The following is a 26,718-nucleotide window of genomic DNA, read 5'->3' as shown; positions in this document are numbered from 1 at the left end:
GACCGGACGCGTCGGGTGAGGATGACGGGCGAGCGGCGCAGGCCGGGCCGCGGCCCGGCGCAGGCAGGTCCACCATCGCCGAACGGGGCTCCCATGACGCCACGCTCCCTCCCCTGCGGACCCACGCGAACGGGCACCGCCCGCACCGTGGCCTCGCTCGCCGTCCTGTCCGCGCTCGCCGCGGGATGCGTACGGGAGACCGCGCCGGACTGGGGCTACCCCGAACTCGGCAAGACCCTCGCCGCACTGTCCCGGGCCCTGGAGGACGGCTGCGACGAGGCAGTCCCGGAGAGCTGCGTGGAGGACCTGGACCGGCTCGGCGGGCTCGCCGAGCGCGCCTTCGGCGAGGTCCTCGACCACGAACTCCTCGACCACGGGTACGTCGCGGCCATGAACGAGCTGGACCGGGCGCGCGAGGCCCGCGCGATCGCCGCCCGGGAGGCCCGGGCCCGTAGCGATCCGCACTTCCCGCCGTTCTCCCGCGCGGTGGCCGCCGAGCGGCTCGCCTACCGCGACCTCCTCGACGCCCTGCGGGCCGCGCGCACCGCCCCGCCGGCCGGGGACGCCAGGGACCCCCTCTGACACACCTCGTCCGACCCTCCGCAGGGCCCGGCCGGGTTGTGGCCTAGGAAGTGTCGTCGAAGTGGCGTCGGCCGCCCGGAGGGCGACCAGACGGGACTTTGACGACACGACCTAGCCCCGCGCGGGCGGGGTCGGCAGCCCGTGGCGGTCCAGTGCGGCCAGGGCGAGGACGACGATCGAGCCCGTCCAGGCGAGCGGTGCGACCGAGGAGGCCCGCCCCTCCCGGTCCACCTTCTCCGGCAGCTCGCCGAGCGCGTTCCGCTTCGACAGGACCCAGTCCACGACCCGCCCGGCCTGTGCGGGCCGCCCCGTCCCGGCCCACGCCAGCGCGAAGAAGGACGTGCTCGGCGTCCACGCGTTCCCGCCCCAGGGCGCGTCGGGATCGGTCCCGGGCGTCAGCCCGCCCGTCGGCAGGAGCAGCGCCCGGTACGAGGCGTCCAGCGCCCGGGCCAGGCCCGCGGGCGCCCGGTTGAAGGGCGGTGCCATGAACGCCACCGCGCTGTCGTGACCGTGGCGGCCGTCGATGGTCCGCTGGTAGCCGAGCGGGGCGAAGCGCGCCGCGATCCCCGCGGAGAGCCGCCCCGCGGCGAGGTCCCAGCGTGCCGCGTCCTGCGGCCGCCCGGCCTGCCGGGCGAGGTCCGCCGAGGCGCGGAGCCCGGCGAGCAGGGGAGCGGCCGTGCCGATGTTGGGCGTGGCCGTGGCCAGCTCCCAGTAGTCCGGGGACGGCGGCGGCAGGCCGTCCGCCCGCAGGGAGTCCGCCGCGTGGTCGGCGGCCCGGCGGACCATCGGGTACAGGGCGAGCAGCCGGGCGCGCCGGTCCGCCCGCGGAGCCTGCTGGTACCACTGCCAGGCGGCCCACGGCACCCAGCCGTCGGCGTCGAGCTGCCACCGCCTGGCGTCCGGCGGGCCGGACCCGTCGAGCAGGGTCCGCGCCTCCCAGGAGCCGTCCCGGCGCTGGGTCGCCGCGCTGTAGCGCAGGATCCGGTAGGCCTCTGCGTCGTGGCCGGTGTGTGCGAACGCGGCGGCGACGAAGCTGGAGTCCCGCGGCCACGAGTACTTCCATCCGTCGGTCCACCCGGCGGCGAGGGCGCCGTTCGGCCGGAGCAGGGCCCGCATGGACAGCAGGGCCCGCGCGGCCGCCTCGCGCCGCGCCGGCGTGGCGCCCGGGACCGTGCCCGCGGCCAGCCAGGCCCGGCTGCGTCCGATCTGTGCCAGCGCCGCGGGATCGTCGGCGGGTACGACGACGGAGGCCGTCGCGTTCTCCGGGAGGTACGTCCACCGGCCGTCGGGCAGCCGCAGGACGTTGCTCCGCTCGACGTACCGGGCGCCCTGCGCGGTCGACGCCGCGACGCCCTCGGCGGAGGCCGCGTTGGCGAGCAGCCCGACGGTGGGGGCGGCCAGCATCGACACCGGGGAGGGGACCCCGGGCACGGCGCCCCTGGCCGGATGCCCCGCCTGCCCGGCGGAGTGCACCGCCCGCCCGTCGCCGGACGGCCGCCCCGCGGGGGCGCCGGGAGCGCACAGGGCGGCGGTCACGCCCCCGAGGGCCGCCGTGACACACGCCCACCGGACGAACAGGACACGGGGCATCGGGGACTCCCTCCGTCGGGCCGCCGGACGCGGGGACCCGGATCCCCATCCTCGGAGAGCGGGTGGGGCGCCGCCACGGAACGCCCGCCGCCCGGGTGAGCCCCGTACGCCCCGCTCGCCTGGTGGACCCCGCACGCCTCGTGGACCCCGTACCCCCGCACGCCCCGCGCACCGCGTACGCCCCGCGCACCGCGGACACCGCGTACGTCCGGCGCCGCTTCCCCGCCCGGCGGTCCCCGGATGCCGATCCCCGGATGCCGGGCCCGCCGGGCCGTGCGCATCATGGGAATCCGCGCCCCGCCGTCACCCCGAGGACGGCGGGCGCTCCCGGCCTCCCCTCCGGCCGGCCCGCGCTGCGAAGGGGTGGTGGATGAGTACGGCTGCGATCGAGGGCGAGGACGAGGACCTCCGCACCCCCGCCTCCGGCTCCGGCCGCGCGGCCCGCCGCCGCCCCGGCCCCCGCGGCGTCCTGCCCGGCATCGGCGCGGTCCTGGTCGCGGCCGCCGGAGGCCTCCTCGCCGTCGGCTGCTTCCTCGGCCTCTACCTGCGCCCGACGTCCGACGACTGGTGCGCCGCGGCCAAGGCCCGCGACCTCGGGGTCCTCGGCATCACGTCCGACTTCTACACCACCCAGAACGGCAGGATCACCAACGCCTTCCTCAGCGGGATCGTCTACGGCGACGGCTTCCTCGGCACCAGACTTCTCCCGACCGTCATCGTGGTCGCGTTCACCGCGGGCCTCGTGCTGCTGGGCCGGGAGCTGACCCGGCTCCTCGGCGGCAGACCGCGCCCGCTGCTCCTGACCGCCGCCGCCCTGGTCGTCCAGGCGCTGCTCTTCTACGCGGGCACCCGCACCTACCAGGTGCTGCTGTGGGCCCCGGCCACCATCTCCCACACCGTGCCCGCGGTCATCGGGGTGTGGGCGCTGCTGCTGGGCGTGTGGACCGTCCGGCAGCCCCGCGCGCCCGCCCGCGCCGCCGGCTTCGCGGCGGCCTTCCTCGTCGGCTTCGCCATGGGCACCCTCAGCGAACCGTTCGCCCTCGTCAGCGGTCTGCTCGCCGCCGCGGTCGCGCTGCTCGCGCTGCCCCGGCGGGGGCTCACCCGCGACGGACGCCCCGCCACCTGGTGCCTGCTCTGGTGCGCCGGGCTGCTGTGCGGCCTCGTCGTGCTCTACACCTCACCCGGTGCCCGCTGGCGGCGCGCCCAGCAGCCGGAGAAGGAGTCCCTGCTCTCCTCGGGCGAGCTGCACGCCACCATCGAGGACTGGCTGCGCATGTGGGACACCGTCACCGGCCAGTGGGCCTACCTCGGGGCCGCCGCGGTCGGCGTCCTCCTCGGCCTCGGGCAGGCCCTGCGCCGCGGGCGGGGCGCACACGCCCCCGTCCGCCCGCGGCGGGGCCGCACCGTCCCGCGCCCGGCGCTGGTGGCCCTGCTGCTGCTCCCCGTACCGGTCCTGCTCCTCGGCTCGTTCGCGGTGGTCGTCGGGCTGCGCAGCGGCTACGGCCCGGACGGCTGGACGTACGCCCGCACCTGGACCAGCCACCTCGCCCTGATGGAACTGGCGCTCTGCGGTTACGGCGTGCTGCTCGGCACCTGGGGCGGGCGGTGGACCGCCGCCCGCACGCGGAGCGCGGGCACCGTCCTCACCGCGGCCGCGGCGGCGGCCGGCTGCCTCACCCTCGCCTCCGTGGCCGTCCTCGTGCCGGCCGTCCGGGACCTGACGACGACGACCGTCACCCGCGCCGTCGCCTGGGACGCCCAGAACGCCCGCATCCGCGCGGAGATCGCCCGCGGAGCGACGGACGTGGGCTACCGGCCGCTCCCCATCGGGAACCTCGCCGAACCCTTCTACACCCGCGCCTACGACCGGGACTGGGTCGCCGCCTGCGTGGCGCGCTGGTACGGCGTCGACCGGATCCACCGCCGCTGAACGACGCGCATCCCGCGCCGGCCGTTTCGCGGTGCGCCCGACGGGAGGGCGGATCAGGTGGCAGGGTGGGGGCATGTGCGGCCGATACGTCTCCACCCGTAGCCCCGAAGACCTCTCCGGCCTCTTCCAGGCCGCGCCCCCGGACCCGGGGGAGGCACTGGAGCCGAGCTGGAACGTCGCCCCCACCGACACGGTGTGGGCCGTCCTGGAGCGGGCGGACCGGGGCAGCGGGCTGCTGGAGCGCCGGCTGCGGCCGCTGCGCTGGGGCCTGGTGCCCTCCTGGTCCAAGAGCCCCTCCGGCGGAGCCAAGATGATCAACGCGCGGGTGGAGACCGTCCACGAGAAGCCGGCCTACCGGCGCGCCTTCGCCAAGCGTCGCTGCCTGCTGCCGGCCGACGGCTTCTACGAGTGGGAGTCCGTACCGGCCTCCGGCACGGCGAAGGCCTACAAGCAGCCCTACTTCATCCGCCCCGAGGGCGGCGAGGTGATGGCGATGGCCGGACTGTACGAGTTCTGGCGCGACCCCGCCGTCCCCGACGACGATCCCACGGCCTGGTGGGCGACCTGCACCGTCATCACCACCGAGGCCACCGACTCGGCCGGCCGGGTGCACCCCCGGATGCCGCTCGCGCTGGCCCCGGCCGACTACGAGGCCTGGCTGGACCCCTCCCACCAGGACGCGGACGAGCTGCGCGCCCTGCTCGCCGCACCCGCCGGCGGCAGACTCGACGTCCGGGCGGTCTCCACCGCCGTCAACAACGTCCGCAACAACGGCCCCGAGCTCCTCGACCTCCCGGACGGGACCCCGGGTCCGGGCCGCTGACCCGGTACGGCATCGCGTTCAGAGCCTGATCCGGGCGGCCACCGGCAGGTGGTCGCTGCCCGTCGCCGGCAGCGACCGGATGCCCGTCACCGTCACCGAGCGGGCCAGGACCTGGTCGATGCGGGAGACCGGGAAGGCGGCGGGCCAGCTGAGGGCGAACCCCCGCCGGGGCGCGTCCAGCAGCGCCGTGACCGGGGCGAGTCCGCGGTCGTCCACCGTACTGTTGAGGTCGCCGAGCAGCACCACCCGCTCGACCTCCTCGGCGGCGACGGCCGCGCCCAGCCGGGCGGCGCCGGCGTCCCGCAGCCCGGAGGCGAACCCGCCGGCCCGGATCCGGACCGACGGCAGGTGGGCGACGTACACGGCGACCTCGCCCCGCGCGGTGCCCACCACGGCCCGCAGGCCCCGGTTCCAGTCCTCGCCGATGCCGGCCGGCCTGATGTCCAGGCGCCGGACGCCCGTCAGCGGACGCTTCGACCAGAGCCCGACCGTGCCCTCGACCGCGTGGTGCGGGTACTCCCCGGCGAGGGCCGCGGTGTAGGCGGGGAGCGCGGCCGGGGTCAGCTCCTCCAGTGCGATGAGGTCCGGTGCGGCCGCGGCCACGGCGGCCGCGGTGCCGGCCGGGTCCGGATTGTCGTCGGCGACGTTGTGCTGGACCACCACGAGGTCGTCCGCGGCTCCGGGGTCCGCCGGCAGCAGCAGCGGGCCGAATCGCGCGCCCCAGACGGCGGCGGGCAGCAGCAGGACGACCAGGGCGACGGCGGAGCGACGCACCAGGGCCGTCACGAACAGGACCGGCACGACGAGGCCGAGCCAGGGCAGGAACGCCTCCAGCAGACTGCCGAGACCGCCCGCGTCCGGTACCGCGGGGTGGAAGGCCGTCAGCCCCGCGGCCGCGACGGCCACCGCCGCCGGAACACGGCCGCGGACCAGGGGCGAGCGGCCCCGGGCGTCCGGCCCCCGCCACCTTCCGCCGCCGTGGTGGCGCGCACCCCCACCCGTTCCGTCCACCGGCCTCCCGCCCGCGCCCCGCTGCCGTTCCTCCGGACCCGCGCCCGCGCGCTCACACGTACCGGGGTCGCCGGGTACGACGCCGGAGCGGGCGCCCGGGTTCCCGGACGGGGCGTGTGCGAGAGTGACGGCCGGGGCCGCAGGGGGCGGCCCGGAACGAGGACCGGGAGAGCCGCGATGAGAGCTGCCGGTGTCGGCGCGGAGGCCGCGAGGGTCGCCGTCGTGACGAGCACGGTGGGCGAGCACGAGGACGCGGACCTGCCGCTGATCGTGGAGGCGCTGCGCGCCGCGGGACTGGACGCGCGGTCGGTCGCGTGGGACGCCGCCGACGCGCAGTGGGAGCGGTACGACCTCGCGGTCATCCGCTCGACCTGGGACTACGCCGGACGCCTGGAGGAGTTCCTGGCCTGGGCCGACGCCGCGGCCCGGGTCACCCGGCTGTGGAACCCGGCGGCGACGGTGCGCTGGAACAGCGACAAGCGCTACCTGCTGGAGCTGGCCGCCCGCGGGGTCCCCGTGGTGCCGACGCGGTTCGTGGAACCGGGCGCGCCCTGGGCCGAGGATGACTTCGAGGCCGGGCGGGCGGTGGTCGTCAAGCCGTCCGTGTCCGCCGGCGCCCGGGACACCGCGCGCTACGAGCCGGGACAGCTGGCGGACGCGGCACGCCACGTGCGCATGCTGCGGGAGCAGGGGCGCACGGCCATGGTCCAGCCGTACCTGCGGCGGGTGGAGGAGGGGGAGCGGGCGCTGGTGTTCTTCGGGGGAGCGTTCAGTCACGCCATCCGCAAGGGGCCCCTGCTGACCGAGCCGGGCGTGGTCGACAACGCCCGGGTCGCGCATCCGGGCGTCGCCCCGTACCGGCCCACCGCCGCGGAGCTCGATACGGCGCGGGCGGCGCTCGCGGCGGTCCCCGGTCCCGACGGACCGCTGTTCGCCCGGGTGGACCTGGCGCTGGGCGCGGAGGGGGAACCGGTGGTGATGGAACTGGAGCTCATCGAGCCGAACCTGTTCCTGGGAACGGACCCGCACGGCCTCGGCAGGCTCGTCGCCGCGGTCACGGCCGCGGTCGCCGGGGAGCCCGGGAAACCGGGGGAGGCCGTGGCCGGGGAGGCCACGGCCTGAGGGCCCTACGCTCCCGTCACCCCAGGCGGCGGCGCAGCCGCCGACGGCGCAGGAGCAGGCCGACGCCCGCCCCGGCCAGGGCGGTCACGGCCACGCCCGCCGTGGTCCACCAGACGGCGTCCCCTTCCGCGGCGCTCGACGCCGTCGGGGCCGGCGCCGGGGAGGACGGCGGCACCGCGGACTGGGCGGACGCGGACTGCGCGCCCGACGCGGTGGTGGGCGCCGGGGCGGGGGCGGAGGCGACCGGTGTCGGGGCCCCGGTCGTCCCGGTGCCGCCGGCGGTGCCGGGGGCCGGGTCCACCACGGGCACGCCGACCTCGAGCTCGCCGTGTCCGAGTGCCGGGAAGCCGACGTCGACGCTGACCTTCCACGAACCTGGCGGCAGCACCTCGGCCGTGGTCCATCCGGCCGGCGCGGCGGCCGGGTCGCGGACCAGGACCCACGGTCCGAGGGTGCGGGTGCCGTCGACGCTCACCGCGTTCACGGTGGCGGACACCGCCTCGTCGACGGCGTCCCCGTCGTTCTCCCAGGTGATCTCGGTGGTGACGTGGCCCGCCCGCTGCCCGGTCACCACCACCTTCAGGGTGTCGCCGTGGGCGTGGGCCACGGAGGGAAGCAGGAAGAGGAGGCCGAGTGCGGTCACGGCGGCCGAGAGAGCGATTCGTATGCGCATCGTCGAGGTGCTCCGGTCGAGATGAGGGGAACCGGCGGACGGCCGCGCGGGGCGGCCGTCCGCCGGGGCGGGTTCACGGCGTCACGGGTGCGCGGGGCGGCGGCGCTCGCAGGGGAGCCGCCGCCCCGTGACCCTCGGGCCGATGCTCAGCCGGCCTTCTGGAGGTTCCAGGCCTGGGCGGCGCGGCCGTCCGCACGCTGGAGGTCGAGCAGCCAGTTCCCCCAGTAGGGGCGGTTGCTGACGGTGAGGGCGAAGCCGCCGCTCGGGTCCGTCACCGTCACCGCGCTGCCGCGGGTCGTGATCTTCCACGCCTGCGCGGCCTTGGCCTTGTCGCAGGGCTGCTGGGCCACCCACATGCCCGCGGCGGGTGCGGCGCCGGGCTGCAGGCACTTGCCCGATACGGCGGACCGGATGCGGACCTGGCCGTTGCCGGCGTCGTCGAAGTACCACTGCTGCTGGGCGTAGCCGTTGGTGCGGCCGCCGACCAGTACGGCGCCGTCGGCGGTGCGGCCGCCCCAGATCTCGGCCGCCATGCCGGTGCTGCCGTTGCCGAGCACGTAGCGGCTGCCCGGGGTGGTCGCCCCGCCGCCGCCACCGGTCGTACGGAAGGAGGCGGCCTTGCCGGGCCCGCTGTCCTTGCCGGAGCCGTCACGGGCGGAGACCGTCACCGTGTACGCGGTGTTGGGCTTGAGGTTGTAGATGCGCAGCACCGTGGACTGGACCCACGTCAGGTGCTTGCCGTTCAGCATCACCTGGTACCAGGCGGTGCCCTCGACCTTGGGCCAGCTCACCACGACGGAGTCGGCCTTGATGTCGCCGGCCGTGGCGGTGGGGCCGCCGGAGGGCTTCTTCGTCGGCGTCGGGGACGGCTTCTTGGTCGGCGTCGGGTTCGGGTTGGGACCGGGGTCGGTGCCGCCGCCGCCCTTCGTGCGCATCAGGAACTGGTTGTCGGCGATGTTCCAGTGCGTGGCCAGATAGCTTCCGGCCTTGGGACTGGTGTGGAAGTAGTCGTCGTGGTTGCAGTCCAGGATGTTCTCCGACGCCTGGTTGGTGCAGATGTTGCGCATCTGCGGGTAGTATGGCGTGTCGGAGTAGCACATGACGTCGAACTCGTCGGTGCAGTGGGCGCCACGACTGGTGTTGGGCGCGCTGTTGTTCACGGCGCCCAGGTTGTGCCCGAGCTCGTGCGCGGCGGTGTGGCCGCCCCAGCAGCCGGAGTCCGTACGCCCGTAGGACGGGCCGAAGTTGCTCTGGTTGGCCTGGCCGGGACGCTCGTCGCCGGCGAAGGTGCCGATGCCGCAGTACACCTTGCTGTCCGCGAAGATCATGTACTTGCGGTCGCGGCGGTCGAGCCCCTTGGCGGCGAGTGCGCGGTTGGTCGCGCTGAACTCGGCCAGGTCCGAGGAGGAGAGCTCGATGTTGAGCACCGTGGGGGTGCAGTCCGCGGCCGTCACGTAGCGGATGTGGCGTACGCCGCCGGTCTCCTTGGCGCTGTTCGCGTAGATGAGGTCGGCGTCGGCCGCCCACTTGCGGAAGGAGGCGAGGTACTGGGAGTAGCGGTCCTGGCCGGGTGCGTGGACGTACACCACCTGGACGCGGTTGCCGGTGCTGCCGTCCCCGTCGCACTGGACGGTCTGGCCCGCGGGGCCCGCGGCGACGGCCTGCGTGCCTTCGGCGGCGGCCGGTTCGGGCGCGGTGGCCTTGGTCGCCTCGCCGTCGGCGGCGGGCGCGTCCTGTGCCCGGCCGCCGCCTTCCTTGGTGGCGGGGTCGGCGGACGCGGGGCTGGCCGGGTCGGCCGCGGGGGCCGTCTCCTTGACCGCCGGCGGCACGTCCTTCGATATGTCGATGCCCTTGGGCGGGGCGTCGGGGCCGTGGCTGCAGAGCCCGCTGTCGGTCTTGTACACGCCTGCGCACCGGTCGCCCTTGGGCGCCGGCTCCAGGCCGTCGTAGACCATGCCGCGCGCGCTCTCGTTGGCGGGTGCGGCGGTGAGGGGCTCCGGTTCCTGGTCGCGATGGGGGGCCGCGGCCGGGGCGGAGGCGCTGGGGGCGGCGGCCGCTTCCACGGTGTCCGCAGCCTGGGCGCCGTCGCCGATTCCGGAGTAGGCGATGCCCGCGGCGAGCATTCCCGCGGCCGCCAGGGCGGCGGTGGCGAGCACCAACCGCCGCGGTTTGCGGCGGTGGTCGGCGGTCGGGCGTCTACGACGTCCTGTCATGGGCACCTCAAATCGTTGTCGGATGACTGGGTGCGCGGAAGCCTGCCAGACGGACGCGCCGGAGAATTCGGACAAACGGGGGCGCGCGTCGAGAAATCATTCCGTTACCTGTCGGCTTGATTTGACGAACAGTCAATTGGCAATAAAAAAAGGCCAGTTACGCGCGTCGCACCCCAATGGTCCAGGCCTTTCGGGACTGGTTGTTATCAAATCGAGATATGGGGTGAAGGCTTGTTGACGGGAATTCAGTCAGTAATTCACCTAATTGCTACCTGGTGAATTGCCTCGGTCACGACCGGTGAGGAGCGAGTCCTTCCGCTCGCCGCCGTCCCGCCCGCCGAAGCGGCGCCGAACGGCGGCCGATTGAGGAAGAACTGAGGTTTAGCCCCAGGTCCGCCGCAGCGCGGGGCGGCGGAGGGGCGCGGTGCTCAGGCGGCGCCGAGGGCGACCGGATCGAGGCGCGCCAGCCGCTCGAGGTCGGTGAGGATGTCCAGCGCCGTGATACGGCCGTCCCGCACCGTGAAGGCCATGACCGACAGGGCCCTGCCCTCCGCCATCGCGAGGACGCCCGGCAGCCCGTTGACGAGGACCGGGTGCGCGGCCTCCGCGAACCGGGCGAAGGTGACGGCCTGCGAGGCGACCTCGGCCGCACCGCGGCGCACCAGGCCGGGACGCAGCGCGCCACCGTCGGAGCGGGCCACGACGTCCGGGTCCAGGAGGGCCATCAGGGCCTCGAAGTCCCCGCCGCGCGAGGCGGAAAGGAAGGCGTCCACGATCGCCCGCAGCCGTTCACGGTCCGGGGCGGGTGAGGGCACGGCGCCCTGGACCCGGCGGCGGGCCCGGCTCGCCAGCTGACGGGTCGCCGCGGCGCCGCGCCCCAGTACGGGGGCGATCTCGTCGAAGGGCACGGCGAACAGGTCGTGCAGGACGAAGGCCAGCCGCTCGGCCGGCGTCAGGGTTTCCAGGACCACCATCAGGGCGATGCCCACCGAGTCCGCCAGGAGCACCTCCTGTTCGGGATCGAGCCCGTCCGCGCGGCTGACGACCGGGTCGGGCAGCCGCACCCGCCCGTCCTCCCCGTGCAGCGGATCCTCGCGCCGGGTGGTCCGCGAACGCAGCATGTCCAGGCACAACCGGCCGACCACGGTGGTCAGCCAGCCGCCCAGGTTCTCCACCGCGCCGGTGTCCGAACGGCTCAGCCTGATCCAGGCCTCCTGCACGGCGTCCTCGGACTCGGCCAGCGAGCCCAGCATCCGGTAGGCGACGGCCCGCAGATGGGGCCGGTGCTCCTCGAAACGCCGTGCCAGCTCCTCGTTCCCGCCCACTCGTCACGTCCCCGTTCGCGCGATGCGTCAGTCCCCCCGCGGACGATAGCCGCCCCACCGGCACCCGTGGCCCCGCCCGTCGCAACGACCGCCGGGGCGGGGCAGCCTGCGGGCCCGGTCAGCGGGCGTCGTCGATGCCCTCGCGCGCCGCGAGGCGGAACTCCTTCACCGCCTCGTAGAGGGCGCGCTCCCGCTCCGCGGCGAGCGCGAGGTCCTCCGCCCTGCGGGAGGTGTCCCCGGCCCGGGCGGCCTCGGCCAACCGCCGCATGACGGAGGAGAGTCCGGCCGAGGCGTTCGTCACCCGCTCCGCCGCCTCCGCGAGGGGCGCGGGACCTTCGATGATGACGAGCTCGCACGCCCGGTGCACCTCGCGGGCCAGGGTGACGAACCGGCTCGTCCTCTCGTCGAGGGCGGGCAGGTCGGGCTGGTCCGACCGCAGCGCGTCGAGGACGGCGTCCATGGCGATGTCGCGGTCGTGCAGGGCGCTGAGGTAGCCGACGTACGCCTCGCGGCGGTGCTGGCGGCTCCACTGGGCGTACTGGGACCTGGCCTGGGCGCGGCCGTTGACGATCGCGGCCCCGAGCGTCGTCACGGAGCCGACGGCGGCGCCGAGCAGTGCGGCGAGTCCTGAGTCCATGCACCCCAGTCTGCCGTGCCCGCCCCCTCCGCCGGCATGAGGGGGCGGGATCGACGGACGGTGGTGCGGGCCCGCCCGTCGCAACGACCGCCGGGGCGGGGCGGTTTCGGTGCGCCGCGGGACCGTGCGGCCCGTGCGGTCCGGCTCGGGGGGGCTCAGGCGGCGCCGGAGGGGGTGGCCGCGCGAGCCGGGACGAGGAACTCCCGGAGGTCGACGATCCGGTAGCCCTCCTCCTCCGCCGCATCGATGACGAGGGGCAGGGCCTCGGCGTCGAGGACGACGCCGTCGCCGTTGCTGCCGACGTGCATCTGGATGATCGCCCCGGGACCGAGCGCGTCGATGGCCCGGCCCGCCGCGGCCGCCGCCGTCATCCCGCCCTGCGGGCCGAGGTAGCCGTTGGTGTCGGCGGTGAACTCGATCGCCGCGTAGCCGAGGTCGTTGACGTCGGCCACGGACTCCTCGGTCGTCGAGCTGTAGGGGAAACGGAAGAACGGCAGCGGCTCCGTGCCGGACGCCCGCCGGATCGCGGCGTCGGCGCGCCGCACCTCCTCCGCACGTTCCTGCGTGCCGAGGTCGTCGAAGAAGGGGTGGCTGTAGGAGTGGTTGCCCAGCCCGTGCGCGGCGCCCATCGCGCGCACCGCGGCGGGGTGCGCGTCGGCGAACGCGCCCGTAGGGAAGAAGGTGGCGGGCAGTCCGCGCCGCCGCAGGACCTCCAGCACCTCGGCGATCCCGGCCTCGTCCCAGGCGGCGTTGAAGGTGAGCGCCACCTCCCTGCGGGACGTGGGCAGTCTGCGGATCTCCTCGCCGAGCAGGGAGGCCGGCGGCCGCGGGCCGCCGCCGGCCTCGGTGCCGGTGCCGGTGTCGGCGGCCGCTCGCGCCGGGCCGGCGGCCGCGCCGTACGCCAGGCGGGCGGAGGCCGGTACGGCTCCCGCGGCCAGCAGTGCCGCCAGCGCGGTCCGTCGTCGCATCCCTGCCACTGTCGCTCCCTCGTCTCACCGCGCCGTCGCCCGGGCCCGGCGGCCGTGAGGAGGTGGTGCGGCGACCGGACGCCCGAGCGTCCAGTCGACTATGCGACGGAGCCGCCCGCAGCGGGCGCAGCCCGGGCGGGGCACTCGGGTGACGCGTTCACGGGCGGCGGCGCAGGCGGGTCGTGAGGTGGTGCTGGAGGGGCCGGCCGACGGCGGCCATGTCGTGGAGGACCGTCATCCGGTCCCCCTCCACCGTGTAGCGCCGCCGGGTCGCGGTGACCTCCTTGGCCAGCGGGGTCAGCGACACGTCCTTCGTCTCGATCACGAACTCCGCGCCGGACGCCCGCCCCACACAGGTCTCGACGATGCCGGTGGGGTGGGCGAGGACCACCTCCAGCGTGGCGTCGGGAGTGACCCGCCACCACCCCGCCTCCCGCCCGGCGGGCCGCACCGCGGCTCCGGAACCGTCGATCAGCCACGCACGCGCCTCGTAACGCAGGAAAGGCCGTCCGTCATGGCTGAAGGTGACCTCCTGCTCGTAGCGGAAGTCCGCCTCCAGCGTCGGGTACTCACCCTCCCCGCTGCCGTGCCAGCGTCCCAGCAGGGGCAGGACGGGCCCCAGCAGCGGATGCGGGTCGGGACCCTCGCCGAGGACGTGGCTGTCGGGATACGGATTGTCCTGCACCGGCTCGAACATGTGCACCTTGTCTTCTGTCTGGCCGTCCGGCCGTCTGTCCGGCCGTCCGCCGGGATGTCGCAGCGCCCGGACCGCAGCCTACTGCCGCGCCCGCGGACGCCCGCCCGCGGACGCCCGCCCGCGGACGCCCGCCCGGGCCGTCGGGTCAGGGCCGGTGGCCGAGGCCGCCACGGCCGGCCAGGTCGGCCAGGAGCTCCCGGGCCGTGCGGGCCCCGGAGGCCATGGCGCCCTGGACGGATCCGGTGGCCCGGTGGTCCCCGCACACGTACAGCCCCTCCGCCACCCGGCCGGTACGGCTCAGCTTCAGCGGCGGCGCCATCGCGGGCAGCGCCGCCGGCACGGTGACCGCCGCCACGGGCTGCCAGCGGTCCGCGTCCGTCCCGTACGCCTCGGAGAGCACGGGCAGCAGCGCCGCCGCGCGCCCCGGCGCGTCGGGGCCCAGCACCGACGTGGACACCAACGCGCGACGGTCGTCCGCGTACGAGGGGCAGACCTCCGTCAGCACGCAGGAGTTGAGGAAGCGCCGCCGGCTGTCGAGGAGCAGCGTGGGCTCGCGCAGCGGCGAGGTGCTGCTCGCGTGGTAGTACGTGGTCACCGTGCGCGTGGGGACGGAGTCGAGCGCGGGCAGCAGCCGGGCGGCCGCGGGCGCGTCGGTCGCGACGACCACGGCCGCGGCCTCGACGCGCGAACCCTCGGACAGCGTGACGCCTCCGGGATCGACCGCCGCCACCGCCGCCTCCAGCGTGAGCGCCCCGGCCGGCAGTCCCCGCGCGAGCTGCTCCGGTACCGCCCCGATGCCCGCCGCGGGCAGCGTGAGGCTGCCCCGGATCATGCTGCGCCACGTCAGGTGGAGCATCCGGCTGGACGTCTCCAGCCCGTCCTCCAGGAACACCCCGGCCAGGAACGGCCACAGCACCCCCTCCACGGTCTCCTCGGGAACCCCCCAGCGCGCCAGCTCCTGACGTGTCGTCCGCTCGGGGAGCGCCCGCAGCGCGCGCACGGGGGCGAGGGCGTCGGTGGCGCTCAGCGCACCGAGCGAGGCGGCGCCGCGCGCCGTGGTGTGCCGGCCGGTGAGCATGCGCAGGGCGTCCCCGGGCCGGCGGCTGGGATCCGCGTACCGGACCCGCCCGCGCGGAGTGTGCACGAGCACGCCCGGCGTGAACGGGTGCAGCCGCAGCGCGGCCAGCTCGATGCGGCGTTTCACCTGCGGGTAGGAGGTGTTGAACACCTGGAACCCGCGGTCCAGCAGGAACCCGTCCGCGCGGTCGGTGCGCATCCGCCCGCCCACCCCGTCCGACGCCTCCAGCACGCGCACCGGCGTGCCCGCGCGGGCCAGGTCCAGGGCGCAGGCCAGCCCGGCCACCCCCGCTCCGACGACGACCACCGGGCCCGCTGTGCTTCGCTTCGCCATTGACCGACCTTCTCCTCCGACGGCTGCTGGGACGACTGTTCCACGACCGGCCGCCCGGCACGGGGACCCCGAACGGCCGGGTCGCGCCCCGCCGCGACCGGCGGCCGGGTGGGTCTTCCGGTGGGATTCGCCGGATTACCCCGGCGCGGCCGTCTACGGTACGGACATGCCGTGCTGCCTGCCGCGGTCACACGAGGAGGTTCCTGTGTCATCACCCTGCGACCCCCGGTACGCTCCCGCCGGCGACGTGGGCGGGGCGCTCATGGTGATCGACTCGCGGCTGCGGGCCGTCTACGAGGGCAGGGTCGGCGCGGATGCCGAAGCCGAGGCGGAACAGCGGCTGCTGACCGACCAGTTCGCCGCCTCCATGGCACCCGGCGAGGCCCGCGACCTGCTGGACGGCGCGTGCACTCTCATCTACATGTTCATGACCTGGCTGCGGAAGGCGTACGAGGCGCACGACCGGGACGCCATCGAGCACGTGGTGCCCGACCTCGTCGCCACCATGCGCATGATGCCGCGGAGCGTGCGCCCCGAGGCCATCCCCACCATGGCGGGCATGGTGGTCGCGGCGGGCACCGGCCTCAGCCCCAACCTGTGGCGCAAGCAGTACGGGGAATGGACCCAGGAGGAGATGAACCCCCTGGAGGCCACGGCCTTCCTGCTGGCAGAGCACATCAACCGCCTGACCGACGACCGCGACTACGCCACCCGCATGATCACCCGCGCCCTGTCCACCGCCGAGCAGACCTGACCCGCCCGCCCGGCGGACGGTGCGTCCTGCGGGGAAGGGGTCGGGCGGGTGCTCAACCCGGCGGGGTGCGCCGGGGTCTTGTCGGGAGAGGGTGCCGCGCCGCTTCCGCGGGCGGCGCAGACGACAAGGAGCAACCGCATGAGGTTACGGAAGACCGCGCGGTCGGTGGTGACGGCACTTGCGGTGGCCGCGGTGACGGCCACCGTCCTCGCGTCCCCGGCGCAGGCCTCCCAGGCCCCGCCGGCGGGCCATGAGGCCACACGGCGCGCCATGGACGCGGAGGTCGCGGCCGGGATCCCGGGGATCACCGCCCAGGCGCGCGACGCGCACGGCGTCTGGCAGGCGACCTCCGGCGTCGGCGACCGCAGGAGCGGGGCACCGCGCGCCGTGGACGACCGGTTCCGGGCGGGCAGCATCACCAAGACGTTCGTCGCGACCGTCCTGCTCCAGATGGAGGGGGAGCACAGGCTCGACCTCGACGACACCGTGGAGCGCCATCTGCCCGGCCTGGTACGGGGCAACGGAAACGACGGCCGCACCGTCACCGTGCGCCAACTCCTGAACCACACCAGCGGCCTCTACGACTACCTCGCCGACGAGGAGTACCTCGACACCTATCTGCGCGGCGACGGCTACCTCCGGCACCGCTACGACACCCTCTCACCCCGCAAGCATGTGAAGGTGGCCCTCTCCCACGCGCCGCTGTTCCCGCCCGGCGAGCGGTTCTCCTACTCGAACACCAACTACGTCCTGGCCGGCCTGATCATCGAGAAGGCGGGCGGCCGCACCTACGAGGCCGAGGTCCGCGACCGCATCATCCGCCCGCTGGGCCTGCGCGCGACCTCCAACCCCGGCAACAGCATCCACATCCCCCGCCCCAGCAGCCGCAGTTACTCCCAGCTGTTCCCCGCCGATCCCGACCGGATCGACGACGTCACCGAGATGAACGGTTCGCAGGGCTGGGCGGACGGCGACCTGATCACCACCACCGGCGACCTCAACCGCTTCTACCGCGCCCTGCTGCGCGGCGCGTTGCTCTCCCCGGAGCAGCTCGCGGCGATGAAGACCACCGTCGGCGTCCCGGGGAGCGCCGACACGGGCTACGGCCTCGGCATCACGCGGTTCCGTACGAGCTGCGGCACCACCCTCTGGGGCCACGGCGGGGGCATGGTGGGGTCCACCTCCCTCGCCGTCTCCACCGAGGACGGCCGGCACCAGCTCGCCTACAACCGCAACGGCGACTGGGACACGGGCTCCCCCCTCGCGATCACGGAAGCCGAGTACTGCCCCGCGCAGCCGGTCCCCGCGACCCCTCCCGCACCGACCGCCCCTCCCGCCCCCGTGCACCCCGCGGCCCCCACCCGTTGAAGCGCCCTCGCCCGCCGGCCCGGCGCCCGGAGCCGTACCGACGCGCCGCCGGGTGCCGCCGGGCGGCTTCGGAGCCGCCGCCTGGATACTGAGGTGGTGCCGCCGATGCCGTCCACACCGCCCGAGCCCTCCGCCGGACCCCCCGAGCCGATAACGGCGGACCCGCCCCACCACACGGACCGCCCCCTGCTCACCCAGTCCTGGCTGGACCTGACCTTCCTGCACTGGGCGGCCGCCCCGGCCACTGTCGCGCCCCTGCTCCCCGCGGGCACCGTGCCGGACACGTACGAAGGGCTCACGTACGTCGGTCTGGTCGCGTTCCGGATGCACCGCGTCGGCTGGTTCCGCCTGCCCGGTGTCCCCTACCTCGGCTCGTTCCCCGAGACCAACGTCCGGCTCTACTCGGTGGACGCCCGCGGCCGCCGCGGCGTGGTCTTCCGCTCCCTCGACGCCTCCCGTCTGATCCCCGTCGTCGCCGCCCGGTCGGCCTTCCGCCTGCCCTACGTCTGGTCGCGGATGTCGGTCCGCCGCGACGGCCCCACGCTGACGTACACCAGCAGGCGCAGGTGGCCCGGACCGCGGGGCGCGCACAGCACGATCAGCGTGCGCGTCGGCGAGCCGATCCCGGAGCCGACCGGACTCGAACACTTCCTCACCGCGCGATGGGGCCTGCACAGCGCGTTCGCGGGCCGTCTGCTGTACCTCCCGAACACCCACCCGCGCTGGGCGCTGCACCGCGCCGAGCTCCTGGGCTGCGACGAGGACCTGATCGCGGCCGCGGGCCTGCCCGCGCCGGTCGGGGCGCCCGTGAGCGTGCTGTACTCCCCGGGGGTCCCGGTCCGCTTCGACCGTCCCCGCCGGGGTCCGGCGGCTCGCTGACGGGTGCCCGCGCGGTCACCCGGGGTGATTTCGGGGGTCCTGGGCGGTGAGGCGGCCCACAGGACGCAGGTCACATACGAGAGCGGTTAGTGGGCCGCGAGACACCTTTGGTGCCCTTTTTGGAGGGTTTCGTCCGGGGTCGTTGGGCCTGTAGGTGCCGGGTCGGGTAGTAGGCGGGGTCTTTGCCAGGGGGTGGGGGGTGTCGGTAGAACGGGATGTGTCGCCGGGCGGCACGGGTGCTTCACCCGCCGCCCGCGTTCCTCTCCCCCTCGTGTGAGTGGTTCACGCATGTCCTCGGTGTGCGTGCGGCCGTCCTTGTTCCCGTCGGAAGGTTCCTCCGTGTCCCACGCTGTCATCCGCCGCATCGCCGCTTCGAAGAAGACCCTCGTCGGTTCCGTGCTCGCCCTGGGTGTCGCCGGTTCCATGCTGGCCGCGGTTCCCGCGCAGGCGGCCCCGACGAGCGCCAAGGCGATCGCCCAGCAGATGATCAAGGACCCGGCGCAGTTCGCGGCGTTCAACAACATCGTTTCCCGTGAGAGCGGCTGGAACCACACCGCCACGAACGCCTCCTCGGGCGCCTACGGTCTGGTCCAGGCCCTGCCGGCCTCGAAGATGGCCTCCGCGGGTGCCGACTGGAAGACCAACCCGGCCACCCAGATCAAGTGGGGCCTGGACTACATGAACGAGCGCTACGGCAGCCCCGTGGCCGCCTGGAACTTCTGGCAGGCCAACCACTGGTACTAGGCCACCAGCGGCAGCACCAGCAGCACCAGCAGTACGTGAGGACGCCCGGCCGGGACCACCCCGGCCGGGCGTCCGCGCGTACGGGCGCGCCGCTTGCGATGTCTTGTCATGGTCGCATCCAAGGTGCTCGGCCCCTTCCGGGCGAGCCGACTTGCCGCCACCGCGTGAAGGGGCCCGCAACCCGCTTCGTACACTCCTGCGGTGGACGCGAGGGATGCGATGGATGCGATGCGGTGCACGTACTGCGGTGCCGTCGGCCTGGAACCCGGCTTCGTCGAGGACGCCGGCGAGGGGGCCCGGGGCTACGCCCGCTGGATAGCGGGCCCACTGGAGCGCGGCCTGTTCGGCGGCGCGAGGAGGATGGGCAGACCCCGCCGCCGCATCGAGGCCTTCCGCTGCCCCCGCTGTGCCCATCTGGAACTCTTCGCCACCGAGCCCGTCTGACCGCCGGTCCCGCGCGTCCGGCGGGGGCGTCCGGCGGCCGTCCGGATGACCGGGCGGGTCCCTTCCGGTGACGGGTGGCCGGGCGCGGGCGGATCGGGGCCCGCGGCGGGTACGCCGTCCTCGCGAACCCGCAACGCCGAGCCACGCCGAGGAGACCGACCATGTACGCAGCAGTCCGGCGCTACGAAGGCGTGACCGATCCGGCCGCGGCCGGCCGGATCGTCGACGAGCGGTTCGTGCCGATCATGCAGCGCGTGCCGGGATTCGTGGCCTACTACTGGGTCGACGCCGGAGACGGCGTGATGGTGTCGACCAGCGTCTTCCGGGACCGCGCGGGTGCGCAGGCGTCGATCGGCCGCGCGGCGGACTTCGTGCGGGACCACCTCGCGCCGTTCCTCCCGAACCCACCGCAGGTCACCGCCGGTGAGGTCGTCGCGTACGCCTGGCGCGACTGAACCGGCCGCCGGCCGCGTCCCCCTGCGTCGGGGTGTCCGGGGTGTCCGGGGTGTCCGCGGAAACGATCGTTTCGTTGCGTCGACGGTCGTTTCCGTGATCTAGTGACCGCGCAGGTCAGGGGCCCACCCCGACCCGCGCCCCCCGCACGTCCACCAGGAGGGTCGATGCACGACGGCTCCACGGGCCACGAGGACCGCTCCGCCACCGTGAACGACCTGGCGCTCCTGCTCTCCCGCGCCGGCCTCGACCGGTCCCACCCGGGCGACCTGAAGAGGCTCTCCTACCAGACCTCCCTCTCCGAAGCGGACGTCCGGAGCCTGCTGGACGGCGCGGAGCTGGACGTTCCGGAGGTCGGGCACCGGGAAGTGGCCCGCAGGATCCAGTTCCTGATCGAGACCCGCCTGTGCACCGAGGAGGACCCCGGCGGCACGGTACGGACCCGGCAGTACACGGTGCCCGAGATCGCCGCCGGGATCGGCGTGACCCCGCAGTGGCTCAACACCCTGCTCACCCAGCGCAAGCAGAGCTCGCCGAACCTCAAGCACAGCACCGCCCTCGCCCGGTTCTTCGGCGTGCCGCTGAACTTCCTCACCGACGAGCCGGCCGAGGCACTGCTGCGCGTGCTGCGGAGCGAGGCCGGGCAGCAGCTCGACGCCCACCTCTCCCTGTGGCCCCGGGCCATCAGCAACCGCTACGCGCTCCAGGTGCAGCGCCGGCTCGGTGACGTGGAGCTCGACGCCTCCATGGAACGGGCCCTGATGCTCTTCGTCGACGGACTCGCGCGGGAGGGCTCCACCCGCTCCCGACCACGGGGCGACGGCCCCCGCGATGCGCAGGCCCCGCATGGGGCAGAGTTCTAGCGGCACATGGGGAGCGGGACAGGAGGCGGCTGGTCGTCAGCCGCCGGAACGGACTCGGCGGGAACGGTCCGCGGGCCGAGGCAGCAGTGGGGGGAACGCACATGAGCAAGCGAAAGATGGTCAAGCTCCGCAACGAGGTGCTCGCGGGACTGGGCCGGCCCGTCCCGTCGGACCCCGACGACCTCTTCGAGTCCCTCAGGGCCGTCCTGGAACGCATGGTCAACGAGGCCGGGACCGGGCAGTACCGCCCGGTCAGGCTGCTCTTCCGGGAGTTCCCCGAAGGGACCGCGAGCGGACTGACGCTCTTCTTCGACGACCGCCTCGTCATCGTCGTCGAGCGGCACACCACCACCCTGCACCAGCTCGTGATCTTCGCGCACGAGATGTGGCACGCCCTCATGGGACAGTGCCGCGCCCACGGGACGAGCATCGACGAGATCTCCGCCGCCGCCCGCTCCTTCGGGGGCGAGCTGGCGGACAGCGACGTCCTCGCCCTCGCCGCGCGCACGCACTTCCAGACCCGTGAGGAGAACGACGCCGAGGCCTTCGGCCTGCTCCTCGGGAGCAGCTGCCGCGAGATCCTCGAAGCGGGCGCCGGCCCCGTTCCGCCGACGGGTCTGGCCGCCCGTATCCAGTCCAGCATGGGCCGGGGATTCTGACGATGGACGGACCGGACTACTACATACCCGCGTTCGTGCTGGCCGTCGCCCTGCTCGTGCGGCTGCCGTCGCTGTGGCAGAACCGGCACTCGCCGATGTCGCGGGCCATCTTCGTGATCATCGCGGCGTCGGCCGCCGGTTTCGTCTTCGCGGCGCCCCCGACCGTGGAACGCGTCAACCGGCTGACCGGGGTCCCCAACATCTCCGCCCTGATCGTCTACTCGTTCCTGTCGTGCCTGTCCTGCGCCTCGCTGGTGCTCCTCATCCACTGGCGCGGCGGCCGGACGGTCACACGCCAGACCCGCCTGTGGATCGCCACCACCGGCTGCATCCTGCTGACCTTCTGCGTTCTGTTCTCCCTGAGCGACGTCCCCGTGGAACGTCCGCGCGACCTCGACACCTTCTACTCGACCACCCCGTTCATCCGCGAGATGATCGTCCTCTACCTCACCGCGCACGCCGCCACCGCCATCGTCGTGATGACGAAGTGCTGGCGGTGGTCCAAGGAGCTGAGGGACCTCAAGGCCGGATGGACCCGGTGGGGGCTGCTCATCCTCGTGACGGCCTTCGGGCTGGGCCTCGCCTTCGCCCTGCTCAAGTTCGTTGCCGTCGGGGCCCGCTGGGCCGGCACCGACGCCTGGGACGGTCTCAGCACGGAGGTCGCACCGCCCCTCGCGGGACTGGGGGCCGGCATGACCACGGTGGGCTTCCTGGTGCCCGTGGTCGGCCCCCGGCTCGAGTCGACGTACGACGCCTGGCGCGCCTACCGCCGCATGGAGCCGCTGTGGCGGGCCCTCGACCCCTGGGGGAGCGGCGCACGCATGAGGATCCCCCTCACCTCGTCCGCCGAGATGCGCGCGACGCTCCGCGCCACCGAGATCGCGGACCGGCTCCTGCGCCTCGCACCCTCCTTCGACATCACCCACCAGGAGGCCGCCGAACGCTACGCGGCCGCCAAGGGGTACGGGCAGGAGGCCGTCCAGTTCGTGACCGAGGCCTTCAGGATCAGGGCCGCCCTCCTCACCGCCCCCACCCCCGTCGCGCCGGCGGCGGCCGGGCGTCCGAAGGAAGCCGCGCCGGCCCCCGGCGGCCCGGAGCAGGCCCCGGCTCCCGGAGCCCACCCGGCTCCCACCGCAGGCATGCCCTCCGTCCGCATCTCCGGAATCGACGGGCTCGCCCGGCTCAGCCGCCACTTCTCCGAGATCCACGCGACCGGCCTGACGGTGGGTGCCGACGAGCCCACCGGGGCCGGAGGACGCAGGTGAGTGCGGGGGACGCCTTCCTCTGCGCGGCCACCGGACTGTTCGTGGCGACCCTCATCAAGGTGCGGGCGCTGCGGAAGAACCCCGGGGACCCGCTCCTGCGGGCCGTCTGCGCCATGCTCTTCGTCGCCGCCCTGCTCTTCGTGGCGGCGGCCCCGGAGCACATCGCCGTGATGAACGACGTGATCGGCGTCCCCAACGCCGCCGCCCCGGTGGTGTACTGCATCATGACCGCACTCGCCGGGATCATCATCGTCCTGCTGATCCACTGGCGGGGCAACGAGGACGAGCGCCGCACCCGGCGCCAGACCCGCCTGTGCCTGACGGCCTACGCGGCCGTCATGGCGGCCATCCCCGTCCTCTTCCTGCTCGGCGACGCCCCCGTCGAACGCCTCCGCGACCTGGACACCTACTACGCGAACACGCCGTACATCCGCGAGATGATCGTGCTCTACCTGGCCGCGCACAGCGTCGCCGCCGCCACCATGACCTTCCTGTGCTGGAGCTGGTCGCGGCAGGTGCCGGGGATCCTCCGCGCCGGACTGCTCACCATCGCCGCCGGAGCCACCGGCACCTTCGCCTACGACGTGCTCAAGTACACCGCCGTCGTGGCCCGTTGGCTGGGCGAGGACCTCGACTGGCTGAGCAGCCGGGCGGCCTTCGCCGTCGCCGGCGTGTCCGCCTTCCTGGTCGCCGCGGGATTCCTCATCCCGCCCGTCGGAGAGGGCGCCGTCTCCTCCTGGAAGGCCCTGCGGCGCCTCCGGCAACTGCGCCCGCTCTGGCTGGAGATCCGCCCCGAGATACCCCCCACGAGCCCGCGGAGCATGCCCTGGTGGAGGTCCGTGTTCCTGCGCCTCACCCAGCGGGAGAGGGACATCCACGACGTGGTGCACCGGTTGGGTCCGTACTTCGACGCCGCGACGGGCAGGGCGGTCTACGCCGCGGCCCTGGCCGAACACCGTGAGCGCAGCCGCGCACGGGAGGAGGCCGACGCCGCGGTGATCGCCGCCGCGGTCATCGCGAAGGGCTCCGCCGGGCCGCCGTTCGGCCCCGGGGGCAGGTGGGTGGTGACCTCCCTGGAGGATCCCCAGGACCTGGTCCGCATGTCCCACGCACTGGCGCGTTCCCCACGGGTACGGGCCGTCCGCGGGTCCGCCGCGCTCCCCGGCCCCGCCCGGGCCTGAGCAGCCGTACCCTCCCGGTACCCGCTCCACGCGCCGAACAGGGGCCCCGCCGACAACGGCCGAAAAGCGACGGCGGACACTACGGACACTGACGACATGTCACCGGACAGCAACACCAGGGGGTTTACCATGCACCTTGCCGCACCGTTCGAGCTTCCCAACGGGTCCCGGCTGCCCAACCGCGTGGCGAAAGCGGCCATGGAGGAGAGCCTCGCCGTCCAGCCCGGACAGCTCCCGGGCCCCGGGATCGAGGCGTTGTACCGGCGATGGGCCGACGGCGGGGCAGGCTTGATCATCACCGGGAACGTCATGGTCGACAGACGGGCCCTGACCTCGCCCCAGACCATCGTCCTGGACTCGGCCACCCCCCTGGAGCCCTTCCGGCGCTGGGCCGAGGCCGCCGGCTCGGCGGGCGGCCAGGTCTGGATGCAGATCAACCACCCGGGCCGCCAGATCCGCGCCGACCTGCCGGGGGTGGCCTGGGCGCCGTCCGAGGTCCCCGTCCGCCTCGGCAGGCACACCGGGGCCTTCGCCCGCCCCCGCGCCATGGACGAGGCCGACATCGCGGCGACCGTCGCACGGTTCGCCACCACCGCCCACCTCGCGGAGCGGGCGGGCTTCCACGGCGTACAGATCCACGCCGCCCACGGCTACCTCCTCAGCCAGTTCCTCTCGCCGCTGGTCAACCGGCGCACCGACCGCTGGGGAGGCAGCCCCGAGAACCGGGCCCGGCTGCTCGTCGAGATCGTCAGGGCGGTGCGGGCCCGGGTGTCCCCGGGGTTCGCCGTGGGAATCAAGATCAACACGGCCGACTTCCAGCGCGGCGGCTTCGCCGTCGAGGACGTGGCCCGGGTCCTGGAACTCGTCGAGGGGCTCGGCGTCGACCTCGTGGAACTCTCGGGCGGCACCGTCGAGAGCGCCGCGACCATGGGCCGCACGGCCGACGAGACCACTCTGGACCGGGAGGCGTACTTCCTGTCCCTCGCGGAGCGGCTCGTCGCCACCTCCTCCGTCCCCCTCATGCTGACCGGGGGCATCTGCAGCAGGGCCACCGCCGAACGCGTCCTCGCACGGGGCTTCGCGGTGGCCGGCATCGCCACCGCCCTCGCCCTGCGCCCCGACCTGGCGGCGCGGTGGACGGCGGGGGAGGAACTCCACGTCCCGCCGCCGCGCCTCGGCTGGAAGGACCAGGACCTGGCCAGCGCCGCGATACTGGCCGTCGTACGGGCCCACATGAGCCGCATCGCCCGCGGCCGGGCCGGCCGTCCCCGGACCCCCACGCGCCTGATCTTCGTACGGGACGTCCGGCGCGCCCGGGCCGCCGTGCGGGCGTACGGGGCCTGGCTCGGGGCCCACCCCGCACCGGACGCGGGCGACCCCGCCCCGGACGCCCTGGCCGGCGACCCCGCCGGAATGCCCTAGAGGCTGCCTTCCGGATCGCGCCGGATCACGCCGGATCACGCAGGTTCCCCGGGGCCCGCTCCCCGGTCCGTCCTGATCCCCTCCCAGCGGTCCCTTCCGCTGCGCTCCGCAGGACAGGACCGGCCCGCCCGCACAGCGTGCCGGTCCCGGCGCACCGCCCCGCCGCACGCCCCGCTTCCACCAACCCGTCGCCCGACCCCGGCCCGACAGAGATCCCGCCGGCAGAAAGCAGGACCACATGTCACCCGCCGCCCACCACCGTGCCCGCCGAGTCCTGGTACTCGGGGGCGGGCTGTCCGGCACGCTGGCCGCGGCAGCCCTCGCACCGCACTGCGACAGCGTCGTCATCGTGGAGCGGTACACCCTGCCGGACGCCCCCGTTCCGCGCCGGGGGCTCCCGCAGGCCCGCCACGCGCACATGCTCTGGTCCGGGGGCGCGGACGCGATCGAGTCCCTCCTCCCCGGCACGACGGCCCTGTGGACCGGCGCCGGTGCCCGCAGGATCTCCCTGCCCAACGGGATGGTCTCCCTGTCCCCCGGCGGGTGGTACCGGCGGTGCTGGCCGGAGGTGCAGTACCTCGTCAGCGCCGGCCGCGACCTCATCGACTGGGGCATACGCACCCGGCTCCTGGAGGACCCGAAGGTCACCGTCGTTCCCGGGACGGAGACCCTGCGGCTGCTCGGCACCGCCACCCGCATCACCGGAGCGGCCGTCCGCCGCCCCGACGGCACCACGGAGGACCTGGAGGCCGACCTCGTCGTCGACGCCACGGGCCGCGGCTCCCGCGCCACCCGCTGGCTCGCCGCCCTCGGAGTCGCCGAGGTCCCCGAGACCGTCATCGACGCGGGCGTCACCTACGCCAGCCGCCGCTACCGCGCACCGCGGGTGCCCGAGGACTGGCCCGTCATCAACGTCCAGGCGGACTCCCGCCTCCCGGTCCCCGGCAAGGCCGCCACGATCCTCCCCATCGAGGGATCGCAGTGGCTGGTCAGCGTCTCCGGCACCCGGGGCGGCGAACCCGGCGGTGACGAGGCGCGGTTCGCCGAGTTCACCGAGCAGCTCCGCAGCCCCCTGATCGCCCAGTACCTCGCCCGGGCCGAACCGCTCGGCCCGGTGACGGTCACCCGCACCACGGCCAACCGCCGCCGGCACTTCGAGAAGGTCCGGATGCCCGACGGTTTCCTCGCCATCGGGGATGCGGCCACGTCGCTCAACCCGGTCTACGGCCACGGGATGTCGGTCGCCGCGCAGAGCGCGCGGGCGCTGCGCGACCTGGCCGCGCAACGGGACATCACCGCACCGGGGTTCGCCCGGCGCGCCCAGCGCGCGATGGGCCGGCCCGCGGCTGCGGCCTGGATGCTCGGCGCCGACCAGGACATCCTCTTCCCCGGCGCGGAGGGCAGGCGCCCGACCTTCGCCGACCGGCTGGCCGGCCGCTACGTGCACCGCCTCATCAGGACCGCGTGCTCCGACCTCACCGTGGTCCGCGCCCTGACCGACGTCATGACCCTCCAGCGGGGCGCCGGAGCCCTGGCCCGTCCCGGGGTCCTGCTGGCCGCGGCCCGCGGCCCGCGCCTGCCCGCACTCGAAGGGCCCGCCCTCACCCCCGACGAGGAGCGGGTCCGGGACGCCCCGGGCCGGGACACGGCGTACGGGAGCGAGGCCGTCCCGCGTCCCTGACCCCCGGCCGGCCCTCGGTCCGC

General features: G+C 74.7%; 25 protein-coding genes. 16 read left to right on the top strand and 9 right to left on the bottom strand.

All coding sequences use genetic code 11. From position 1 onward, the window contains the following. The first annotated feature begins 93 nt into the window (after positions 1-93). On the top strand, positions 94-582 hold the full coding sequence (locus ACPU2J_RS03045; RefSeq protein WP_361606853.1) for a hypothetical protein: 489 nt from the start codon (positions 94-96) through the stop codon (positions 580-582). 111 nt (positions 583-693) lie between these two features. On the opposite strand, the gene ACPU2J_RS03040 is transcribed toward ACPU2J_RS03045, so the two are convergent. Then, entirely contained in the window at positions 694-2,172 is a 1,479-nt protein-coding gene (locus ACPU2J_RS03040) for a hypothetical protein (protein ID WP_423832687.1), read from the bottom strand. A 370-nt stretch (positions 2,173-2,542) separates the two neighbouring features. Between ACPU2J_RS03040 and ACPU2J_RS03035 the strand changes: the two genes are divergently transcribed. After that, on the top strand, positions 2,543-4,102 hold the full coding sequence (locus ACPU2J_RS03035) for a DUF6056 family protein (protein WP_423832686.1): 1,560 nt from the start codon (positions 2,543-2,545) through the stop codon (positions 4,100-4,102). Between the two features lie 73 nt (positions 4,103-4,175). Further along, a complete protein-coding gene (locus ACPU2J_RS03030) occupies positions 4,176-4,925 on the top strand; it encodes an SOS response-associated peptidase (RefSeq protein WP_423832685.1) in 750 nt (249 codons plus the stop codon). An 18-nt stretch (positions 4,926-4,943) separates the two neighbouring features. Here ACPU2J_RS03030 and ACPU2J_RS03025 read toward each other — a convergent pair whose 3' ends face one another. Then, positions 4,944-5,936 carry an endonuclease/exonuclease/phosphatase family protein gene (locus ACPU2J_RS03025; protein ID WP_423832684.1) on the bottom strand — a complete coding sequence of 331 codons (993 nt, stop codon included), beginning with the start codon at positions 5,934-5,936 and terminating at the stop codon, positions 4,944-4,946. Positions 5,937-6,113: 177 nt separating this feature from the next. On the opposite strand from ACPU2J_RS03025, the gene ACPU2J_RS03020 reads away from it, so the two are divergent. Continuing rightward, complete coding sequence (locus ACPU2J_RS03020) at positions 6,114-7,058, top strand: ATP-grasp domain-containing protein (RefSeq protein WP_423832683.1); 945 nt, start codon at positions 6,114-6,116, stop codon at positions 7,056-7,058. Between the two features lie 16 nt (positions 7,059-7,074). On the opposite strand, the gene ACPU2J_RS03015 is transcribed toward ACPU2J_RS03020, so the two are convergent. From ACPU2J_RS03015 to ACPU2J_RS02985, 7 genes are all read right to left on the bottom strand, one after another. After that, complete coding sequence (locus ACPU2J_RS03015) at positions 7,075-7,731, bottom strand: hypothetical protein (protein WP_365496036.1); 657 nt, start codon at positions 7,729-7,731, stop codon at positions 7,075-7,077. A gap of 146 nt (positions 7,732-7,877) precedes the next feature. Beyond that, positions 7,878-9,944: an RICIN domain-containing protein gene (locus tag ACPU2J_RS03010; RefSeq protein ID WP_361607461.1), complete on the bottom strand. Its 2,067-nt coding sequence runs from the start codon at positions 9,942-9,944 to the stop codon at positions 7,878-7,880. A 428-nt stretch (positions 9,945-10,372) separates the two neighbouring features. Continuing rightward, a complete protein-coding gene (locus ACPU2J_RS03005) occupies positions 10,373-11,269 on the bottom strand; it encodes a sigma-70 family RNA polymerase sigma factor (RefSeq protein WP_361607458.1) in 897 nt (298 codons plus the stop codon). A 118-nt stretch (positions 11,270-11,387) separates the two neighbouring features. Continuing rightward, complete coding sequence (locus ACPU2J_RS03000) at positions 11,388-11,906, bottom strand: proline dehydrogenase (RefSeq protein WP_361607455.1); 519 nt, start codon at positions 11,904-11,906, stop codon at positions 11,388-11,390. A gap of 155 nt (positions 11,907-12,061) precedes the next feature. After that, complete coding sequence (locus ACPU2J_RS02995) at positions 12,062-12,874, bottom strand: polysaccharide deacetylase family protein (protein ID WP_423832682.1); 813 nt, start codon at positions 12,872-12,874, stop codon at positions 12,062-12,064. 157 nt (positions 12,875-13,031) lie between these two features. Further along, the gene (locus ACPU2J_RS02990) at positions 13,032-13,571 is read right to left on the bottom strand and encodes an FABP family protein (protein ID WP_420081847.1); all 540 of its coding nucleotides are present in this window, start codon (positions 13,569-13,571) and stop codon (positions 13,032-13,034) included. A 145-nt stretch (positions 13,572-13,716) separates the two neighbouring features. Continuing rightward, complete coding sequence (locus tag ACPU2J_RS02985) at positions 13,717-14,982, bottom strand: FAD-dependent oxidoreductase (protein ID WP_423832681.1); 1,266 nt, start codon at positions 14,980-14,982, stop codon at positions 13,717-13,719. 205 nt (positions 14,983-15,187) lie between these two features. On the opposite strand from ACPU2J_RS02985, the gene ACPU2J_RS02980 reads away from it, so the two are divergent. From ACPU2J_RS02980 to ACPU2J_RS02925, 12 genes are all read left to right on the top strand, one after another. Continuing rightward, the gene (locus tag ACPU2J_RS02980) at positions 15,188-15,736 is read left to right on the top strand and encodes a hypothetical protein (protein ID WP_361607443.1); all 549 of its coding nucleotides are present in this window, start codon (positions 15,188-15,190) and stop codon (positions 15,734-15,736) included. A gap of 138 nt (positions 15,737-15,874) precedes the next feature. Then, positions 15,875-17,104: a serine hydrolase domain-containing protein gene (locus tag ACPU2J_RS02975; protein ID WP_423832680.1), complete on the top strand. Its 1,230-nt coding sequence runs from the start codon at positions 15,875-15,877 to the stop codon at positions 17,102-17,104. Between the two features lie 105 nt (positions 17,105-17,209). Continuing rightward, the gene (locus ACPU2J_RS02970) at positions 17,210-17,983 is read left to right on the top strand and encodes a YqjF family protein (protein WP_423832679.1); all 774 of its coding nucleotides are present in this window, start codon (positions 17,210-17,212) and stop codon (positions 17,981-17,983) included. A gap of 288 nt (positions 17,984-18,271) precedes the next feature. Continuing rightward, a complete protein-coding gene (locus tag ACPU2J_RS02965) occupies positions 18,272-18,727 on the top strand; it encodes a transglycosylase SLT domain-containing protein (protein ID WP_420081851.1) in 456 nt (151 codons plus the stop codon). 219 nt (positions 18,728-18,946) lie between these two features. Further along, positions 18,947-19,171 carry a hypothetical protein gene (locus tag ACPU2J_RS02960; RefSeq protein WP_361606734.1) on the top strand — a complete coding sequence of 75 codons (225 nt, stop codon included), beginning with the start codon at positions 18,947-18,949 and terminating at the stop codon, positions 19,169-19,171. Between the two features lie 161 nt (positions 19,172-19,332). Further along, a complete protein-coding gene (locus tag ACPU2J_RS02955) occupies positions 19,333-19,626 on the top strand; it encodes a hypothetical protein (protein ID WP_365082456.1) in 294 nt (97 codons plus the stop codon). 165 nt (positions 19,627-19,791) lie between these two features. Beyond that, the gene (locus ACPU2J_RS02950; RefSeq protein ID WP_420081852.1) at positions 19,792-20,487 is read left to right on the top strand and encodes a hypothetical protein; all 696 of its coding nucleotides are present in this window, start codon (positions 19,792-19,794) and stop codon (positions 20,485-20,487) included. 101 nt (positions 20,488-20,588) lie between these two features. Continuing rightward, positions 20,589-21,146, top strand: coding sequence for a toxin-antitoxin system, toxin component (locus tag ACPU2J_RS02945; RefSeq protein ID WP_420081853.1), 558 nt, complete (start codon positions 20,589-20,591; stop codon positions 21,144-21,146). Positions 21,147-21,148: 2 nt separating this feature from the next. After that, a complete protein-coding gene (locus ACPU2J_RS02940) occupies positions 21,149-22,411 on the top strand; it encodes an MAB_1171c family putative transporter (RefSeq protein WP_423832677.1) in 1,263 nt (420 codons plus the stop codon). Beyond that, positions 22,408-23,592 (top strand): MAB_1171c family putative transporter, encoded by a 1,185-nt coding sequence (locus ACPU2J_RS02935; RefSeq protein WP_420081855.1) that lies wholly within the window; start codon positions 22,408-22,410, stop codon positions 23,590-23,592. The genes ACPU2J_RS02940 and ACPU2J_RS02935 overlap by 4 nt, the downstream gene beginning before the upstream one ends. 129 nt (positions 23,593-23,721) lie before the next feature. Then, positions 23,722-25,014, top strand: coding sequence for an NADH:flavin oxidoreductase/NADH oxidase family protein (locus ACPU2J_RS02930; protein ID WP_423832676.1), 1,293 nt, complete (start codon positions 23,722-23,724; stop codon positions 25,012-25,014). 238 nt (positions 25,015-25,252) lie between these two features. Next, on the top strand, positions 25,253-26,695 hold the full coding sequence (locus ACPU2J_RS02925) for an NAD(P)/FAD-dependent oxidoreductase (RefSeq protein WP_423832675.1): 1,443 nt from the start codon (positions 25,253-25,255) through the stop codon (positions 26,693-26,695). Positions 26,696-26,718 lie beyond the last annotated feature (23 nt).

Source organism: Streptomyces manipurensis, from assembly GCF_049570255.1.
Taxonomy (GTDB): domain Bacteria; phylum Actinomycetota; class Actinomycetes; order Streptomycetales; family Streptomycetaceae; genus Streptomyces; species Streptomyces manipurensis.
Note: the sequence above shows the minus strand (reverse complement) of the source record. Positions and strands in the feature narration are given on the sequence as shown.

What these genes read in the sequence shown, in the direction of transcription:
- ACPU2J_RS02955 (WP_365082456.1), top strand. Translation starts at nt 19,333, where the DNA reads ATGTACGCAGCAGTCCGGCGCTACGAAGGCGTGACCGATCCGGCCGCG.
- ACPU2J_RS03040 (WP_423832687.1), bottom strand. Translation starts at nt 2,172, where the DNA reads ATGCCCCGTGTCCTGTTCGTCCGGTGGGCGTGTGTCACGGCGGCCCTC.
- ACPU2J_RS02950 (WP_420081852.1), top strand. Translation starts at nt 19,792, where the DNA reads ATGCACGACGGCTCCACGGGCCACGAGGACCGCTCCGCCACCGTGAAC.
- ACPU2J_RS02965 (WP_420081851.1), top strand. Translation starts at nt 18,272, where the DNA reads ATGTCCTCGGTGTGCGTGCGGCCGTCCTTGTTCCCGTCGGAAGGTTCC.
- ACPU2J_RS02930 (WP_423832676.1), top strand. Translation starts at nt 23,722, where the DNA reads ATGCACCTTGCCGCACCGTTCGAGCTTCCCAACGGGTCCCGGCTGCCC.
- ACPU2J_RS03030 (WP_423832685.1), top strand. Translation starts at nt 4,176, where the DNA reads ATGTGCGGCCGATACGTCTCCACCCGTAGCCCCGAAGACCTCTCCGGC.
- ACPU2J_RS03000 (WP_361607455.1), bottom strand. Translation starts at nt 11,906, where the DNA reads ATGGACTCAGGACTCGCCGCACTGCTCGGCGCCGCCGTCGGCTCCGTG.
- ACPU2J_RS02925 (WP_423832675.1), top strand. Translation starts at nt 25,253, where the DNA reads ATGTCACCCGCCGCCCACCACCGTGCCCGCCGAGTCCTGGTACTCGGG.
- ACPU2J_RS03010 (WP_361607461.1), bottom strand. Translation starts at nt 9,944, where the DNA reads ATGACAGGACGTCGTAGACGCCCGACCGCCGACCACCGCCGCAAACCG.
- ACPU2J_RS03015 (WP_365496036.1), bottom strand. Translation starts at nt 7,731, where the DNA reads ATGCGCATACGAATCGCTCTCTCGGCCGCCGTGACCGCACTCGGCCTC.
- ACPU2J_RS02945 (WP_420081853.1), top strand. Translation starts at nt 20,589, where the DNA reads ATGAGCAAGCGAAAGATGGTCAAGCTCCGCAACGAGGTGCTCGCGGGA.
- ACPU2J_RS02990 (WP_420081847.1), bottom strand. Translation starts at nt 13,571, where the DNA reads ATGTTCGAGCCGGTGCAGGACAATCCGTATCCCGACAGCCACGTCCTC.
- ACPU2J_RS02975 (WP_423832680.1), top strand. Translation starts at nt 15,875, where the DNA reads ATGAGGTTACGGAAGACCGCGCGGTCGGTGGTGACGGCACTTGCGGTG.
- ACPU2J_RS02940 (WP_423832677.1), top strand. Translation starts at nt 21,149, where the DNA reads ATGGACGGACCGGACTACTACATACCCGCGTTCGTGCTGGCCGTCGCC.
- ACPU2J_RS02985 (WP_423832681.1), bottom strand. Translation starts at nt 14,982, where the DNA reads ATGGCGAAGCGAAGCACAGCGGGCCCGGTGGTCGTCGTCGGAGCGGGG.
- ACPU2J_RS03020 (WP_423832683.1), top strand. Translation starts at nt 6,114, where the DNA reads ATGAGAGCTGCCGGTGTCGGCGCGGAGGCCGCGAGGGTCGCCGTCGTG.
- ACPU2J_RS03045 (WP_361606853.1), top strand. Translation starts at nt 94, where the DNA reads ATGACGCCACGCTCCCTCCCCTGCGGACCCACGCGAACGGGCACCGCC.
- ACPU2J_RS02970 (WP_423832679.1), top strand. Translation starts at nt 17,210, where the DNA reads ATGCCGTCCACACCGCCCGAGCCCTCCGCCGGACCCCCCGAGCCGATA.
- ACPU2J_RS02960 (WP_361606734.1), top strand. Translation starts at nt 18,947, where the DNA reads ATGGATGCGATGCGGTGCACGTACTGCGGTGCCGTCGGCCTGGAACCC.
- ACPU2J_RS02995 (WP_423832682.1), bottom strand. Translation starts at nt 12,874, where the DNA reads ATGCGACGACGGACCGCGCTGGCGGCACTGCTGGCCGCGGGAGCCGTA.
- ACPU2J_RS03035 (WP_423832686.1), top strand. Translation starts at nt 2,543, where the DNA reads ATGAGTACGGCTGCGATCGAGGGCGAGGACGAGGACCTCCGCACCCCC.